This is a genomic window from Candidatus Planktophila versatilis (genome assembly GCF_002288345.1).
In the GTDB taxonomy this organism is placed as follows: Bacteria; Actinomycetota; Actinomycetes; order Nanopelagicales; family Nanopelagicaceae; genus Planktophila; species Planktophila versatilis_A.
In genome coordinates this window covers 291,207-306,954 of sequence record NZ_CP016781.1, presented here as the reverse complement: position 1 = coordinate 306,954, position 15,748 = coordinate 291,207, and the positions used below count along the sequence as shown (strand labels likewise).

Sequence of the window (15,748 nt, the reverse complement as noted above, 5' to 3'; positions counted from 1 at the left end):
TTATCTACGCTTTGCGGGAGCTTGCGAGAGATGGGCGTGTAAGGCATATGCGCCGGGGTCGGTCAGGCTAGCAATTTGGTCAATGACAATACGTAACCGCTCTGAATCATTTGTGGCCTGCTTCCAATCGTCTTCAAAGATTGGATCCAGTTCGCTGGGGGCTGCATCGAAGAGCATCTGCACCAAATCATGAATGACTACTTGTTGTTTTGCATAGCGCTCTTGCGACGCCGCAGCGCTAATCAAGTAGTGCCCAGCAACTGCCTTCAGGAAATCAACCTCCACTTTTGCTTCGCGTGGAATTTCAAGATTGGCGCTATAGCGAGTCAATGGACCATCGCCGTGAACTTTGCGAGTTTCAAGTTCGGCAGCCAGAACAAAGCGACCAATCAGTTGTGAAGTCGTATCTTTTAAGCGAGCAAGGGCGCGATGTGTGCGATCAAAGTGAGTTGGCCAGCACGTTAGTGATTGCAAACGTGTGAGGGCGGCGGCGGCCTCGCTCTTGGTGGCATCGCTGCCGTAGTTCACTGTCATCTCTTTGTATAAAGTCTCAAAATCGTTATCAAAATTCTTTACCCGCACTTGGCCAGCAAAGATGGCATCTTCTAAATCGTGTACGGAGTATGCGCAATCATCAGACCAATCCATGATCTGAGCTTCAATACATTTGCGCTCATCGGGTGCACCTGCACGGACCCAAGTGAAAATTTCCGTGTCATCGCTGTAAACGCCAAACTTGCGCGGATTCTCTGCTCTCGTCCACGGATATTTCGTTGCGGCATCAAGTGATGCTCGAGTCAGATTGAGTCCAAGACTTTTTCCAGTTGCTGAAACAGTTTTGGCTTCAATGCGGGTGAGTAATCTAAAACTCTGAGCATTTCCTTCAAAGCCACCACATGATTGCGCAGCATCGGCTAGCGCTTCTTCCCCATTGTGACCAAATGGTGGATGCCCCATATCGTGTGACAAACATGCAGTCTCAAGTAGATCTGGGTCTGCGCCAAGTGATTCTCCTAGTTCGCGACCAATCTGGGCGCACTCCAGTGAGTGAGATAAACGAGTACGTTGAAAATCATTCTCCCAAGGAACTGCGACCTGAGTTTTGGCAGCTAGTCGACGAAGGGCGGCAGAGTGAATAACACGGGCGCGATCGCGCATGAATTCAGTGCGACCAGCACGCTTTGCCGGTTCATCAAGAAATCTCTCTTGATCGGCAGCGCTATATGCCTTAGGCAACTGGGTCATACACATACCTTACAAGTTTGCTGTTAGTCAGGTGATCGCTGATATGAATGCCTCGTCTGCCTAGCGTGATGTATGCCAGATAGGCACCGGCTTCGCGAATCAAATATCGATACCGTGATTTTGCAAGGGTATTTGGCCCAGTGCTGGCAGGTGAACATGTTGCAGTTGCTCCTAAGTCTTTTGCCATCGTAATGGTGCGCTGGCAGTGATAAGCATCAGTTGCAATGATGACGTTATATAACTTTCGACTCTTCATCTCTTTGATATATGCCTGCGTCTGGGAAAAAGTATCGCGCCCTACCGGAATTGAGATAACTCTATTTTTCGCAACTCCGTTTTGGGTCAACCAATATTTCCCAGCGGCTGCTTCAGTTGTGCGATCACCGGGTGCACCTGCTCCCACGGTGATAATAAGTGGTGCATATCCAGCATCTTTGATTCGCTTTGCCTCAATCAGGCGTGCAAGTAATACCTCACCTGGTGCGCCATTGAGCTGGGCCGCCCCCGGCACAACAATGACTTCTGCCGTAGAACGAAAGGTTGGGTTCTGAGCCGAGTTCCAGGTAACAAAGAGTGCGTAAGTAGGAATGATGACAACTACTGCCAGCACCAAGGAGATAACTCGCCTGATTAACTTAAACATTAACCACCCGAGAACATATCTTCAGCATCAAGATGAATCATTTCATCGGGATCATTAAGCCATCCATCTGGCAAAGTTGGCGGGCGACCGCTACTTGTGCGACCTCGAGGTTTGTCACCGATTTCAACCGGATAGGGCTGATCATCTAATTGATTCAGTAGGGAGCGAAGTTCGTTTAAGGAAGCGACCATTCCAAATTGACGGCGCAGCTCTGATGGCACACTGAAGCCCTTGAGATACCAGGCCATATGTTTACGTAAGTCGCGGCAACCACGATCTTCAGATTCAAAGTATTCAACGATCAGCTCGCCGTGGCGAAACATGACTTCCCGCACCTCATGCAGAGTGGGCAATACCCGGCTACTTTCACCGTTAAAAGCCGCCACTAAATCAGCAAAGAGCCACGGGCGACCTAGGCAACCACGGCCCACAACAACTCCCGCACATCCGCTTTGACGAACCATCTCGATGCCATCGGCGCCAGACCAAATATCACCATTGCCTAATACCGGAACACCGGTTGGTTTTAAATGTTCTACAAGTTGGGCGATGGCAGACCAATCAGATTTTCCTTCATACATTTGCTGGGCAGTGCGCGCATGCAAAGCCACCCAAGCAACACCTAAGTCAGCGGCTGACTTTGCTGCCTCTAAGTAAGTGTGGTGATCTGAATCGATACCAATACGCATCTTGACTGTGACTGGAATTCCATAAGGCTTTGCGTTTTCTACTGCAGCTTTCACAATTTCACGAAAAAGATTACGTTTAAAGGGAAGCGCTGCTCCCCCACCTTTACGAGTAACTTTCGGAACCGGGCAACCAAAGTTCATATCAATATGATCAGCTAGATTCTCGCGCCCAATCATTTTGACCGCTTCGGCCATATGGTGTGGGTCAACGCTATAGAGCTGCACCGAACGTGGCCACTCGCCAGCACCTGGTTCAATCATGCGCAGTGTTTCCGGGATGCGCTCTAGTAATGCGCGCGCAGTCACCATTTCCGAGACAAATAAACCGGCACCTTGTTCGCGGCAGAGCATGCGAAATGGTGCATTGGTAATTCCGGCCATCGGTGCCAGAACTACTGGCGGATCGATTAAATGAACTCCATCTTTAAGAGGGAGTTCTAGCGGCGCTAGCAGCCGAGTAGACGAGGTGCTAGCCATGCTTGAACTTGATCAAGTGCAATACGTTCTTGTCCCATTGTGTCGCGATCGCGAATTGTGACCGCTTGATCTTCCAAAGTTTCGAAGTCAATGGTGATGCAGTACGGAGTACCGATTTCATCTTGGCGACGATAACGGCGACCGATAGCACCGGAATCATCGAAATCGATATTCCAGTTCTTGCGTAGCTCTGTCGCCAAATCACGCGCTTTAGGTGACAAATCAGCGTTACGAGAAAGCGGCAATACCGCAGCTTTTACGGGAGCAATTCGGTGATCAAATTTCATCACCGCACGCTTTTCCATCTCGCCCTTTGCATTCGGTGCTTCATCTTCAGTAAATGCATCCATCATAAATGTGAGCGCGCAGCGGTCCACACCGGCTGCTGGCTCAATCACATAAGGTGTCCAGCGCTCATTCTTCTCTTGATCAAAGTAGGACAAAACTTTTCCAGATGCAGCAGAGTGCGCCTTGAGGTCGAAATCGGTGCGGTTAGCAATACCTTCTAGCTCACCCCACTCAGTTCCGTTGAATTCAAATTTGTATTCAATATCTGTTGTGCCCTTTGAATAATGTGAAAGCTTCTCTTTTGGATGCTCGAATAGGCGCAGACGTTCTGGATTAATTCCTAGATCCTTATACCAATTAAGACGAGTTTCAATCCAATACTTATGCCATTCCTCATCAGTGCCAGGAACCACAAAGAATTCCATCTCCATCTGCTCGAATTCACGAGTACGGAAGATGAAGTTGCCTGGGGTAATTTCATTGCGGAAAGATTTACCAATCTGGCCAATACCAAAAGGTGGCTTCTTACGTGAAGTTGTCATCACGTTATCAAAGTTAATAAAGATTCCTTGGGCTGTTTCAGGTCGCAAATATGCAAGGCCTGTCTCATCTTCTACTGGGCCAAGAAAAGTCTTAAGCAAGCCAGAGAATTGTTTAGGTGTTGTAAATTGTCCTTTGTTGCCACATGCCGGGCAGTTCATATCAGCAAGTGAATCAAGCTTCTTCTTATGCTTTGCTTCATACTGCTCTTCTAAATGATCTGCGCGATAACGCTTATTACATGCGGTGCACTCGGTTAGCGGATCGCTAAATGTTGCAACGTGACCTGATGCCTCCCAGACTTCACGTGCAAGGATTACCGATGAATCAAGTCCAACTACATCTTCGCGGCCCATCACCATGGACTTCCACCATTGGCGCTTTACGTTGTTCTTGACTTCAACTCCGAGTGGGCCGTAATCCCAAGATGCTCGAAGGCCGCCATAAATTTCTGAGGAAGGGAATACAAATCCACGACGCTTTGAGAGTGAAACAATATTTTCTAAACGGTCTACCGCCATTACAAATCTCCATCCGGCTGGCTGTCGGCGAATTACAACGGTCGTTGAAATCGTGTACTTAGTTTACTCGTACGCTCCAGGCTCATCGATCGCTCTGGCAAGAACCGGAATTGCTTCTAATTTTGCGCGGGTAGAACTAAGCGCCCTTCGATAGGAGCCGACGTTCTGCCACTCAGTTGTGAGCACCCAGAGCGTTGGCTCATCTAGATTCTGCCCAACCACACCTGAAATAAAGCCGGTTGCCTCTGCCAAGACATCGCGCACCGCCTCTAGTTCTACGCGGAATTTCTCTCCTTCGGCCAAGGGGAGCTCAAATCGGGCGATTGCAATCATGGGCTGAGCCTAGAGTGGTGGGGTATGGGAATGAAAATCATTTTCATTTATGGTACTTTCCGACTATGAATATCGCAATCATCCTGGCGGCACTGACCGCAATCGCAACCACAACCGGTGGATATCTAGCAATCAGATCGAAAGACCGCCTTCATCTGGTTCTTGGATTATCTGCCGGACTTCTTCTAGGGCTCGTTGCTTTTGATTTACTGCCTGAAATCTTTGAACTCAATACCCAAGAGGTGCTTCATGCACCGGCAGCCTCGATAGCACTTATCGGTGGCTTCTTACTTCTTCACTTCTATGAGCAAATCTTTGGTTCCCACGAACCAGCCGAATCTGATTATGGCCACGACCATGATCACTCATCCAATATTGCTGGTGCCTTTGGCGCCGTTGCGATGGGTGGTCACGTATTTCTTGATGGTCTAGCTCTCGGTGTTGCCTTCAAGGTAAGTAACAATCTTGGAATCGCAGTCTTTATCGCGCTCCTAGTTCACGCCTTTAGTGATGGTCTGAATACCGTGTCATTCCTTATCAAGAGCGGTTCATGGGGCAAGAAGGGTATCTGGCTACTTGGCGTAGATGCCATCGCTCGAATCAGCGGCGCCGCACTTGGCGCATCTCTTGCAATCAGTGACAACTTCGTCGGAATTTATCTCGCAGTATTTGCCGGAATTGTAATCTACCTTGCAACCTCACATATTTTGCCGGAAGCACACTCTCGACATAAATCTCGCTACACAATTCTTGCGACCCTAGTAGGCGTTGGAATCATGTGGGCGCTAGTCGGCTACCTTCACGGTATGGAATAAATGTCTCGATCTAATCCAAGAGTTTTAAGCACACTTGAACGCGCTGGCGGTTTTGCTAGTGCGCAAGAGGTCTACCGACTCATGCAACGTGAAGGTGAACGAATCGGTTTAACCACCGTCTATCGCTCGCTACAGAGTTTGGTCAACGACAAGATTGTCGATGTGCTTAGGCGTGATGATGGCGAAGCGATCTACCGTCTCTGTGGAGAGGCTCACCATCATCATTTAGTCTGCAAGTCATGTGGCGATACTGTTGAAATTGAAGGCGGCGCAATTGAGAAGTGGGCAAAAGTAATGGCGGAAGAACATGGTTTTCGCGAAGTTGGCCACACTGCAGAAATATTTGGCCTCTGCGCTAAGTGCTAAGCGCTACCAAATCTGCGTTCGCGCCCCGAATAAATCTCAATCGCTTTCCACAGTAATTCTGGCGTCATATCTGGCCACAAGACATCCATAAAGACGAGCTCGGCATATGTTGATTGCCACGGCAAGAAGTTACTGGTGCGCTGCTCTCCTGATGAGCGCAAGAACATATCGACATCGCGCATCTTGGGTGAATATAGATACTTCTCTAGCGTCTTTTCATTGATGGAATCAGCTTTTACTTTTCCACGCTTCACATCGCGCGCCAGCTCGGTTGCGGCATCAACGATCTCAGCGCGCCCGCCGTAATTTACACACATATTAAGTGTCAATTTCTTATTCTTACTTGTTAACTCTTGCGCCTCTTCTAGCTCTGAAATCACTGATTTCCATAGCCGCTGTGGGCGTCCGAGCCATTGAATCTTGACTCCCATCTCATTCAAACTATCCCGGCGAGTGCGCAGCATCTCGCGGCTATAGCCCATCAAGAACTTCACTTCCTCTGGGCTGCGCTTCCAATTCTCAGTCGAGAATGCATAAGCACTGATCTCTTTCACACCAAAACCAATTGCAGCTTCTACTAAATCAAATAGGACTTTTTCACCAGCTTGATGTCCGGCAGTGCGAGGTAATCCGCGCTCTTTTGCCCAGCGCCCATTTCCATCCATCACGATTGCGATGTGTTGGGGAATATCAATCTTCTTACTCATGTATTTCTAGTTAAGCCCTTTCCACCATCGGCAAACTTCGCAGTCCACGTTCCAGGTGCCATTGTAGGTAGGCAGTAACCAAACCACTAGCCTCTCGGCGATGGCGAGCTTCACTTTTTTCAGCCACATCCCAATCACCACGCAATAGCGCTTGCATCAGCTCGAGCGCTTCTGCTGATGCTGTCGCCGCAGCTGAAGGCCGGCAATCCATACAAACTGATCCGCCGCCAACTAATGAGAAATAACGATGCGGCCCTGGCTTTTCACAACGAGAACATGCTGTCATCGATGGTTCATAACCACCAATAGAAAGTGAACGCAATAGAAATGCATCGAGGATCAGCGATGAGTCATAACGATTATCAGCAAGTGCTTTCATTCCACCAACTACTAAGTTAAATTCTTGCGGGGCTGGCTCTTCTTCTTGCTGGGTAAAGCGCTCAGCGGTTTCCAGGATGGCGTGAGCAATTGTCCAACGCTGATAATCGTTGGTGAGTGCTTCACCGTAATTCATAATCGCTTCAACTTGAGTGATGGTGTCAAAGGTCTTGCCGGCATGCATCTGGATATCTACATGGCTGCCAGGCTCTAGGCGCGCACCGAATTTAGACATGGTGCGACGAACACCTTTTGCCACACCACGAATACGCCCATGCTCTTTGGTGAGCAACGTAATAATGCGATCTGCTTCACCCAGTTTTTGCGTGCGCAAAATAATTGCCTCATCGCGATAGAGCTTGGATTGAGGTGCAGACATACTGCGTACGGTAGTTAGCGAATAGCGCGATTGATTGCAGACACGACGGCCTTAAGTGAAGCAGTCGTTGTATTTGGGTCGATTCCGACTCCCCAGAAGACTTGGCCATCAATTTCGCACTCAAGATATGCCGCAGCAGTTGCATCGCCGCCGGAAGAGAGCGCGTGCTCGTGGAAATCAAGTACTCGCACATCAACACCATGATTTTGCATGATGTGACAGAAGGCAGCAATTGGACCATTACCAGTTCCAGAAAGCTCAACTGGCTCACTGCGATCTGTAATCTTGATTGTTAGTTGAACATCTTCACCCATGACTGAGTTCTGTGACATTCCCTTTAATCTAAAGCGGCCCCATGGCGCAGAATCTGTTGGCAGATATTCATCTTCGAAGATATGCCACAACTGGTCTGCTGTAATTTCCCCGCCCTCATGATCAGTCTTTGCCTGAACAATTCTGGAGAATTCAATTTGGTGGCGACGTGGCAGATCAAGGTGATGTTCACTCTTCATCAAGTAGGCAACTCCACCCTTACCTGATTGAGAGTTCACCCGAATTACTGCTTCATAGGAACGACCCACATCTTTTGGATCAATCGGCAAATAGGGAACAGCCCAGAAGTGATCATCGACTTCTTTGCCAGCAGCCTTTGCATCGCGTTCTAGATGCTCAAAGCCTTTCTTAATAGCATCTTGGTGGGAACCAGAGAACGCGGTAAAAACTAGGTCTCCACCATAAGGATGGCGCTCTGGCACGCGTAATTGATTGCCGTATTCCACCGTGCGACGGATCTCATCAATATCACTGAAATCAATATGTGGATCGATGCCGTGTGAAACCAAGTTCATGCCAAGAGTGACAAGGCATACGTTTCCAGTGCGCTCACCATTACCAAAGAGCGTTCCTTCGATGCGATCTGCTCCTGCTAAATATCCAAGTTCGGCAGCAGCAACACCTGTGCCACGATCGTTATGCGGGTGAAGTGAAACAATGACGCTATCGCGGTTATTTAAGTTTCTACACATCCACTCGATGGAATCGGCATAGACATTCGGTGTTGTCATTTCCACGGTAGCTGGCAAGTTCAGAATCGTCTTCCACTGCGGCGTTGGCTTCCAAACATCATTAACCGCATTACATACCTCAACGGCAAATTCGAGCTCGGTGCCGGTATATGACTCAGGTGAATATTCAAAGGAGACCTTGGTCTCTGGAACGGTGGCCATTAGTTCAAGGCAGAGCTGAGCGCCATCGGTTGCAATCTTCTTGATGCCATCTTTATCAAGACCAAAGACAACCCGGCGTTGCAAGGTTGAGGTCGAGTTATAGAGATGCACAATCGCTTGCTTAGCACCAGCAATTGCTTCATAGGTGCGACGAATAAGCGGTTCCCGGGCTTGGGTAAGCACCTGAATGATCACATCATCTGGAATCAAACCCTCATCAATAATCTTGCGCACGAAATCGAAATCTGTCTGCGAAGCTGATGGAAAACCAACTTCAATCTCTTTATAGCCCATGGCGACAAGTAACTTAAACATCGCAAGCTTTCGAGGTGTGTCCATTGGGTCGATCAGGGCTTGATTGCCATCTCGAAGATCTACTGAGCACCACTTAGGTGCCACTGTCATCTTCTTACTTGGCCAGGTGCGGTCTTCTAATTCAACTGGAATAAAAGGTGCATAACGATGCACCGGCATCTTGGAAGGCTTCTGCTTTGGAAAATTCATTTCACTTAACTCCTATGTGTTTGGTAGTCGGAAAAAAAGGTTTACCGGCAACACCAAACTCCGCAGCGAGGAGACCGGTCTTTAGGCCTCGCTACGGCGGATAAGGAGGAGTCCGCGGAGCTTCATAGTGGGTGGAGCATAACGCGAGAATGCATATTCAATCAAGCGGCTTATTGAGGTGGAATTAAGGTCCCCGAGAAGATCTGCCATGCGAGTGCAGATTTAGCCACAAGTGAGAGCGTTATATAAGTCTTCTCACCGCGCAAATAATCTGACCATTTTCCAACCTTCTTATATTGAAGGTATTGAACAACGGCAAAGGTATTAAAGAGGAGAAATATTGAGAAGACGATGCCATAAACAAATGCAGGCGCCTTGGTATCACCTGGGCCGCCGATAGCAAGCACATAGAACAAGATCGCAAGCCAAGGAAAAGCACCGGCAATGCAGCCAAAGATATATGCAAGCCATCCACCATTTCCTGGCTCTTCATATTTCTCTTGCAGCCAGCCAAAGAGAATCATCGATGCATTGACCCCAAAGAGGGCGATGATTGCAACAACATCAGAGACGCCAGTAATGAGTGCAATAAGAACAATCATTACTGATGAGCTAATTGAATATTCAACCCAACGGAAGTAGTTGCGGTGAGCCGCAAGGCCGGCGGCATAGCGCGGGAAGAATTGTGGGCTTACAACAATAAAGTGGAAGAAGGCTGAAAGGCCCAAGAAGATTGCAACTGTTATTCCGATTGGAGCCTCGAGCAGAGTGACAGGTTCTGCAAAATCACTTCCTGGAGGTCCTGCTGCGTAGCGGGCAACAATAGGCAAGGTGAAGTCACTCGATAGGACAAGCACTACCACCATTTGAACGAGGTGGAAGAAACCTGCAACGAGGTTGTAATTACGGATCTTCTGAGTATTAATCTCTTTAGCCATAACCTCAGGTTATATCCACAGCCAGCCATTTTCTCGGCAATATCGATGGCTAATCGAAATATTCTCCGCCTGTTCGCTTCAACTCCCTCATCGAAGGCTTCTTGTGAGCCAACGGCTGCTTCCTCGCTAACTCTCTCTGGCAACTAGCCAGAGATTGCACAAAGAGTGCATAACGAGGGAGGAGGACGAAGTGGAATCAGTAATTTTATTACTGAGATTCCTTTTTGAGATATTCAAATCTATTTTTGAAATTATTGAAAAAAGGAAAGCCCGCCGCATAAACGGCGAGCCTCCACCAAGTGCTTGAACCGAACACTCATCCGGAGGGCAGATGCTCTCCGGATGGGCTATTTCTAGCAGAATCTTTCTACGGAACTGGGTAACTTGGCGTCACTCTTGGAAAAGAATCTCCTGGTTGTAGCAAAATTCTGATTTCTATTACTAAGAGTTACAAAACAGGTAAATAACGATCTAACTCATAGGCACTCACCTGGCGGCGATAGTCCTGCCACTCAGAGCGCTTATTGCGCAGGAAGTAATCAAAGACATGTTCGCCCAGGGTCTGGCGCACGAGTTCGCTCTTCTCCATCACGGTAATTGCTTCTTCTAGATTTGATGGAAGCAGCTGGGTATCAGTGGAAGCTTCCAGCACATACTTCTTCTCAATACCTTGCAGCCCTGCTGCCAACATCACGGCATAGGCAAGGTATGGATTACATGCTGAATCTGGAGAACGAAATTCAATCCGGGTGGAGTTCTCTTTATTTGGTTTATACATCGGGATCCGCACCAGCGCCCCACGATCATTGTGGCCCCAGTTAATAATGGAAGGTGCTTCTCCCCCGCCTTGTAAGCGCTTATAAGAGTTGACCCACTGATTTGTGACGGCCGTGATTTCAGCAGCGTGTTTTAAAATACCGGCAATAAATTGGCGACCAACAGCAGAGAGGTTGAGCTCAGCCTTGTCATCATAGAAAGCGTTCTTCTCACCTGCAAAGAGTGAGACGTGGGTATGCATTCCAGAACCAGGATGTTCGGTAAAGGGCTTGGGCATAAAGGAGGCAAAGAAGCCTTGATTAAGGGCCACTTCTTTAATCACATGACGGAAGGTCATGATGTTATCGGCAGTGCTTAAAGCATCTGCATAACGAAGGTCAATTTCTTGTTGTCCTGGGGCGCCTTCATGATGGCTAAATTCAACTGAGACTCCCATTGCTTCCAGCAAAGTAATTGCTTGCCGGCGAAAGTCGTGGCCCACAACTGCAGGTGTGTGATCGAAGTAGCCGCCTTGATCAACCGGAACAGGTGCCACACCTTTTTCCGGTTGTGAGGTGAAGAGAAAGAATTCAATTTCTGGATGGGTGTAACAGGTGTAACCCATCTCAGCAGCTTTCGCTAAGGTGCGGCGCAAAACATTGCGCGGGTCGGCCGGGGAGGCTTGCCCGCTAGGCAAGGTAATGTCACAGAACATACGAGCAGCGCCTTGCGCCTCTGCCCGCCAGGGCAAGATTGTAAAAGTTGCCGGATCAGGTTTTGCCAACATATCTGATTCAAATTCGCGAGCGAAGCCTTGAATCGCAGAACCATCGAAACCGATTCCCTCTTCAAATGCATTTTCAAGTTCGGCCGGTGCAATGGCAACAGATTTCAAGGTGCCAAGAATGTCGGTAAACCACAAGCGAATAAAACGAATATCGCGTTCTTCCACCGTGCGCAGGACGAACTCTTGCTGCTTGCTCATGTTTTCTTCAAGCCGATTTGCTGAGTCTGGGGACATGGTCACATCGTGCCAAAGTCACGTTACGCCCATGTTACAAAACTAGAGTTCGCGCCACTTACTTGTCATAGGCAGGCGTCGGTCTTTACCAAAAGCACGCTGGGAGACCTTGGTGCCAGGCGGATATTGGCGGCGCTTGTATTCGGCCCGATCGACCATGCCGATCACGCGAATCACTAACTCCTTATCAAAGCCTGCTGCAATCAGGGCATCGTGTCCTAGGTCTTCATCGACATATGCCTTAAGGACTCGATCGAGTAGTTCGTATTCAGGTAGAGAATCAGAATCTTTCTGATCAGGTCGAAGTTCAGCCGATGGCTCCTTCGTAATGGAGTTCTCCGGAATGGGAGCAACCTCGCCAGCTTCGATAGCAACGCGATTGCGCCAACGCGCAAGTGCCCAAACATCGGTCTTATAAATATCTTTAATCGGGGCATAGCCACCGACGGCATCGCCATAGAGCGTGGAGTACCCACACGCCAGCTCTGATTTATTTCCGGTTGCTAACACCAAGTGGCCACTCTGATTGGAGAGTCCCATCAGAGTGGTGCCGCGCACGCGCGCCTGCACATTCTCTTCGGCAAGTCCGGTCAGTTCGACTTGGCTAGTGAAGGCATCGACCATCTTCTGTATTTCAATAACGCGAAAACCAAGGCCAGTGGCACTGGCCATCGCTTGCGCATCAGCGATGGAATGTTCGGAAGAGTATTTACTTGGCATAGCAACCGCATGCACATGCTCCGGGCCCAAGGCATCAACAGCCAGGGCTGCCACAACGGCAGAATCGATGCCGCCAGATAAACCAAGTAGGACGGAGGTAAATCCGTTCTTGGCAACATAATCGCGCAGCCCCACAACAATGGCCTTCCACATCTGCTCTTCATCGCCAAGGCGCTGTGCGATTCCGGGAATCAGTGGCTTAGCAATTTCTACCGGTGCCTCTGAAATAATGACATCTGGCTTCGATGTTTTCGTTGCAACTTCGACATCTACCAGCATCACGCCATCTTCAAATTGTGGAGCACGTGCAATCAATGCGCCAGCTTTGTCGACCACAATACTGTCGCCATCGAAAACTAAATCATCTTGGCCGCCGGTCATATTGAGATAGGCAAGTGGTGCGCCCATTTGGGCAGCGCGCCGGGTAACAAGTTCTAAGCGCACATCATCTTTAGCGCGCTCAAAGGGTGAACCGTTGGGCACGATGACAAGTCCAGGCTTGCGCGCTGCGAGTTGGGTGGTGATGCCACCATCGATCCAGAGATCTTCACAAATTGCGATGCCCACATCAACGCCATGAATGCGCACAACCAGCGTGGAATCTCCGGCAACAAAATTGCGGTACTCATCAAAGACGCCGTAATTAGGTAGGTGGCACTTGGCATAGCGGGCTTTTACTTCACCCCCAGCAATAACTGCCACCATATTTTGTGGTCGCCCAGCTAGGTGATCGAGATAGCCAACGATGCTGACAATCTGCGGGTTGATTTGGCGCGCTAGTGATTCCAGTGCGCTCTTACTTGCTACTTGAAAAGATGGCCGGAGCGCTAAATCTTCGACCGGATAACCGGTCAGAACCATCTCTGGAAAAATCGCAATGTGGGCGCCAGCTAGCTGCGCTTGGTGAGCACATTTAACAACCATCGCGGCATTACCCGCGAGGTCTCCGACCGTTGGGTTCACCTGCGCCAGGGCCAATCGCAACTTCATTGTTCAAGATTATCGCCCTGTTGCGTATCAGGGGTACCATTGTTTTTGACCCGGGGACCGCGCCAAGCGGCTTCGAGGCAGGAGAAATAATGAGTACAACCCTTTACGGTGGCGCCTCCCATCGCCGCGTGACCATCCTTGATCTGCGCGCAGCCAAGGTGCGCGGTGAGAAGTGGCCGATGCTCACCAGCTATGAACAGCTGACGGCATCGATTTTTGATGAGGCCCAAATTCCAGTACTGCTCGTCGGTGATAGCGCCGGCAATAACTTTCTTGGCGAAGAGAACACCATTCCGGTCACAGTCGATGATTTGATTCCCTTAACCCGCGCAGTGGTGCGCGGATCCGCGCGGGCAATGGTCGTGGCAGATCTGCCCTTTGGTTCTTATGAAGCTTCCCCAGAACAAGCACTGACAACTGCTACCCGATTTTTCAAAGAGGCCGGTGCGATGGCGGTGAAGTTAGAAGGTGCTCATATTGCAACCGTTGAAAAACTCACTTCATCTGGCATTCCAGTCATGGCCCACCTAGGCCTTACTCCGCAATCACTTCATCAACTAGGCGGCTATCGAGTGCAGGGTCGCACCGATGGCGATGCCATGTTGGAGGCCGCACTTGCCCTCGAAAAAGTAGGTGCTTTTGCCCTCGTGCTAGAACTTGTGCCGGCCGAATTGGCGGCCAGAATTACGGCGGCTTTATCCATTCCCACCATTGGAATCGGCGCCGGCGCGCAATGCGATGCCCAAGTTTTAGTCTGGACAGATATGGCTGGCTTTACCGCCAATCCACCCAAACTTGCTAAGGCATATCGCAATCTGCGCCAGGAATTGTTAGCTGCCACCCAAGAGTTTGCTACCGAAGTTCGCACCGGAGCATTTCCCACTGAGGCGCAGAGCTTTCACTAGACAAGGCCATCTCACCGCACTTTTTCTGCCAATGAGGTCGTTTTTTTGCCCGAAATTGTGAAAATTCGAGTTCGGATCTGAGAAATTCGTGGCGAAGGACCGCCAAAATCGCAAAAATCTGGAAAATTCCTAAATTTTCAATCAAATTTCTTACATTCGTAGAAAAAATCACTGCCAAATTTGCGCAGATGCATAGAAATTATTAAAAAATAATTTGCGACACGCACTGAAATATTTCTCACTATGTAGTGGTATTTCTTTCAAAATTCCGTCACACTTATCCACGAAACAGGTTTGGGTGACGGATCCGAACCCTTCCGATTAGGAGAAAACAGATGGCTGCAAAGCGTCGTAAGAAGGCAGCTGCACCAGCAGCACCTAAGAAGCGTCGTAAGAAGGCTGCCGTAAAGGCAGCAGCACCAAAGCGCCGTAAGAAGGCAGCAGCAAAGAAGGCTGCTCCAAAGCGCCGTAAGAAGGCAGCAGCAAAGAAGGCTGCTCCAAAGCGTCGTAAGAAGGCAGCAGCAAAGAAGGCTGCTCCAAAGCGTCGTAAGAAGGCAGCTGCTAAGAAGGCTGCTCCAAAGCGTCGTAAGAAGGCAGCTGCTAAGAAGGCTGCTCCAAAGCGTCGTAAGAAGGCAGCAGCAAAGAAGGCTGCTCCAAAGCGTCGCAAGAAGAAGGCAGCAGCTCCAGCAGCTGCTCCAAAGCGCCGTCGTCGTAAGAAGGCAGCAGCTAAGTAATTCATTTACTTATAAAAAACCCCGCCAGGTAACTGGCGGGGTTTTTTATTCTGCTGGCGGATTGATTTTCAGGGAATGCGTTACTCGTTCAAATATTTCTGATAACACTCGTTGATCTTCTTTCGTTAAGTGATCGACAAACCTAGTGCGCACACTTTCCACATGGTCCGGGGCAGCAGAAACAATTGCCTTCCACCCCTTGGCCGTCATGACCGCGAAGTAGCCGCGCTTATCTTCCGGGCAGGCCTCTCGCTTTACCCAGCCCGCCTTCTCCATCACCTTGATCCGGTGGGAAAGGCGCGAGCGCGAGAGCATGGCAACATCGGCTAGCTCACTCATTCGCATCCTGCGCTCCGGGGCATCACTGAGTTGGGCCAAGACTTCATAGTCGGCCATCGAAAGCTCATGGCTAGCAAGATCTAAATCGAGTGCTTCCAGCAGCCGGCGGCTAGCGATGATGTACCGGCGCCAAGCCTTCATTTCGGCAGCATTAAGCCAGCGCGGTGTTGTAGCGTTTTGCCCTGCCATAGCGGCAATACTACGCTTATAAATGACAAAGTTGAACTTTCAACT

General features: G+C 49.4%; 16 protein-coding genes. 4 read left to right on the top strand and 12 right to left on the bottom strand.

Annotation, left to right across the window (positions count from 1 at the left end; translation table 11 throughout):
- The 5 genes from A1sIIB142_RS01570 to A1sIIB142_RS01550 form a co-directional block, all read right to left on the bottom strand.
- A complete protein-coding gene (locus tag A1sIIB142_RS01570) occupies window positions 1-1,251 on the bottom strand; it encodes a deoxyguanosinetriphosphate triphosphohydrolase (protein ID WP_474117133.1) in 1,251 nt (416 codons plus the stop codon).
- Complete coding sequence (locus A1sIIB142_RS01565; protein ID WP_095693393.1) at window positions 1,229-1,888, bottom strand: YdcF family protein; 660 nt, start codon at window positions 1,886-1,888, stop codon at window positions 1,229-1,231. The genes A1sIIB142_RS01570 and A1sIIB142_RS01565 overlap by 23 nt, the downstream gene beginning before the upstream one ends.
- Complete coding sequence (dusB, locus tag A1sIIB142_RS01560) at window positions 1,888-3,054, bottom strand: tRNA dihydrouridine synthase DusB (protein WP_095694121.1); 1,167 nt, start codon at window positions 3,052-3,054, stop codon at window positions 1,888-1,890. Before dusB ends, A1sIIB142_RS01565 begins: the two co-directional genes overlap by 1 nt.
- Window positions 3,024-4,403: a glycine--tRNA ligase gene (locus tag A1sIIB142_RS01555; RefSeq protein WP_095693392.1), complete on the bottom strand. Its 1,380-nt coding sequence runs from the start codon at window positions 4,401-4,403 to the stop codon at window positions 3,024-3,026. Before A1sIIB142_RS01555 ends, dusB begins: the two co-directional genes overlap by 31 nt.
- A 63-nt stretch (window positions 4,404-4,466) precedes the next feature.
- On the bottom strand, window positions 4,467-4,736 hold the full coding sequence (locus A1sIIB142_RS01550; protein ID WP_095684429.1) for an antibiotic biosynthesis monooxygenase: 270 nt from the start codon (window positions 4,734-4,736) through the stop codon (window positions 4,467-4,469).
- Between the two features lie 65 nt (window positions 4,737-4,801).
- Here A1sIIB142_RS01550 and A1sIIB142_RS01545 point away from each other — a divergent pair, with 65 nt between their 5' ends.
- Together A1sIIB142_RS01545 and A1sIIB142_RS01540 are read left to right on the top strand one after the other, a co-directional pair.
- Window positions 4,802-5,551: a ZIP family metal transporter gene (locus A1sIIB142_RS01545; protein ID WP_095693391.1), complete on the top strand. Its 750-nt coding sequence runs from the start codon at window positions 4,802-4,804 to the stop codon at window positions 5,549-5,551.
- Window positions 5,552-5,917: a Fur family transcriptional regulator gene (locus tag A1sIIB142_RS01540; protein ID WP_095693390.1), complete on the top strand. Its 366-nt coding sequence runs from the start codon at window positions 5,552-5,554 to the stop codon at window positions 5,915-5,917. It abuts the gene before it with no gap.
- On the opposite strand, the gene A1sIIB142_RS01535 is transcribed toward A1sIIB142_RS01540, so the two are convergent.
- The 6 genes from A1sIIB142_RS01535 to A1sIIB142_RS01510 form a co-directional block, all read right to left on the bottom strand.
- Window positions 5,914-6,624, bottom strand: coding sequence for an isoprenyl transferase (locus tag A1sIIB142_RS01535; protein ID WP_095693389.1), 711 nt, complete (start codon window positions 6,622-6,624; stop codon window positions 5,914-5,916). The genes A1sIIB142_RS01540 and A1sIIB142_RS01535 overlap by 4 nt on opposite strands.
- A 10-nt stretch (window positions 6,625-6,634) precedes the next feature.
- The gene (gene recO / locus A1sIIB142_RS01530; RefSeq protein WP_095693388.1) at window positions 6,635-7,381 is read right to left on the bottom strand and encodes a DNA repair protein RecO; all 747 of its coding nucleotides are present in this window, start codon (window positions 7,379-7,381) and stop codon (window positions 6,635-6,637) included.
- 14 nt (window positions 7,382-7,395) lie between these two features.
- A complete protein-coding gene (gene leuA / locus A1sIIB142_RS01525; protein ID WP_095693387.1) occupies window positions 7,396-9,111 on the bottom strand; it encodes a 2-isopropylmalate synthase in 1,716 nt (571 codons plus the stop codon).
- Between the two features lie 170 nt (window positions 9,112-9,281).
- Complete coding sequence (gene heR / locus A1sIIB142_RS01520; RefSeq protein WP_095693386.1) at window positions 9,282-10,049, bottom strand: heliorhodopsin HeR; 768 nt, start codon at window positions 10,047-10,049, stop codon at window positions 9,282-9,284.
- A gap of 448 nt (window positions 10,050-10,497) precedes the next feature.
- The gene (locus tag A1sIIB142_RS01515) at window positions 10,498-11,790 is read right to left on the bottom strand and encodes a glutamine synthetase family protein (protein WP_095675459.1); all 1,293 of its coding nucleotides are present in this window, start codon (window positions 11,788-11,790) and stop codon (window positions 10,498-10,500) included.
- Between the two features lie 78 nt (window positions 11,791-11,868).
- The gene (locus A1sIIB142_RS01510; RefSeq protein WP_095693385.1) at window positions 11,869-13,536 is read right to left on the bottom strand and encodes an NAD+ synthase; all 1,668 of its coding nucleotides are present in this window, start codon (window positions 13,534-13,536) and stop codon (window positions 11,869-11,871) included.
- Window positions 13,537-13,625: 89 nt separating this feature from the next.
- On the opposite strand from A1sIIB142_RS01510, the gene panB reads away from it, so the two are divergent.
- A complete protein-coding gene (panB, locus tag A1sIIB142_RS01505) occupies window positions 13,626-14,441 on the top strand; it encodes a 3-methyl-2-oxobutanoate hydroxymethyltransferase (protein WP_095693384.1) in 816 nt (271 codons plus the stop codon).
- A gap of 335 nt (window positions 14,442-14,776) precedes the next feature.
- Window positions 14,777-15,175 carry a hypothetical protein gene (locus A1sIIB142_RS01500; RefSeq protein WP_095693383.1) on the top strand — a complete coding sequence of 133 codons (399 nt, stop codon included), beginning with the start codon at window positions 14,777-14,779 and terminating at the stop codon, window positions 15,173-15,175.
- Window positions 15,176-15,220: 45 nt separating this feature from the next.
- Here A1sIIB142_RS01500 and A1sIIB142_RS01495 read toward each other — a convergent pair whose 3' ends face one another.
- Entirely contained in the window at window positions 15,221-15,703 is a 483-nt protein-coding gene (locus tag A1sIIB142_RS01495; RefSeq protein ID WP_095693382.1) for a MarR family winged helix-turn-helix transcriptional regulator, read from the bottom strand.
- Window positions 15,704-15,748: the final 45 nt, after the last annotated feature.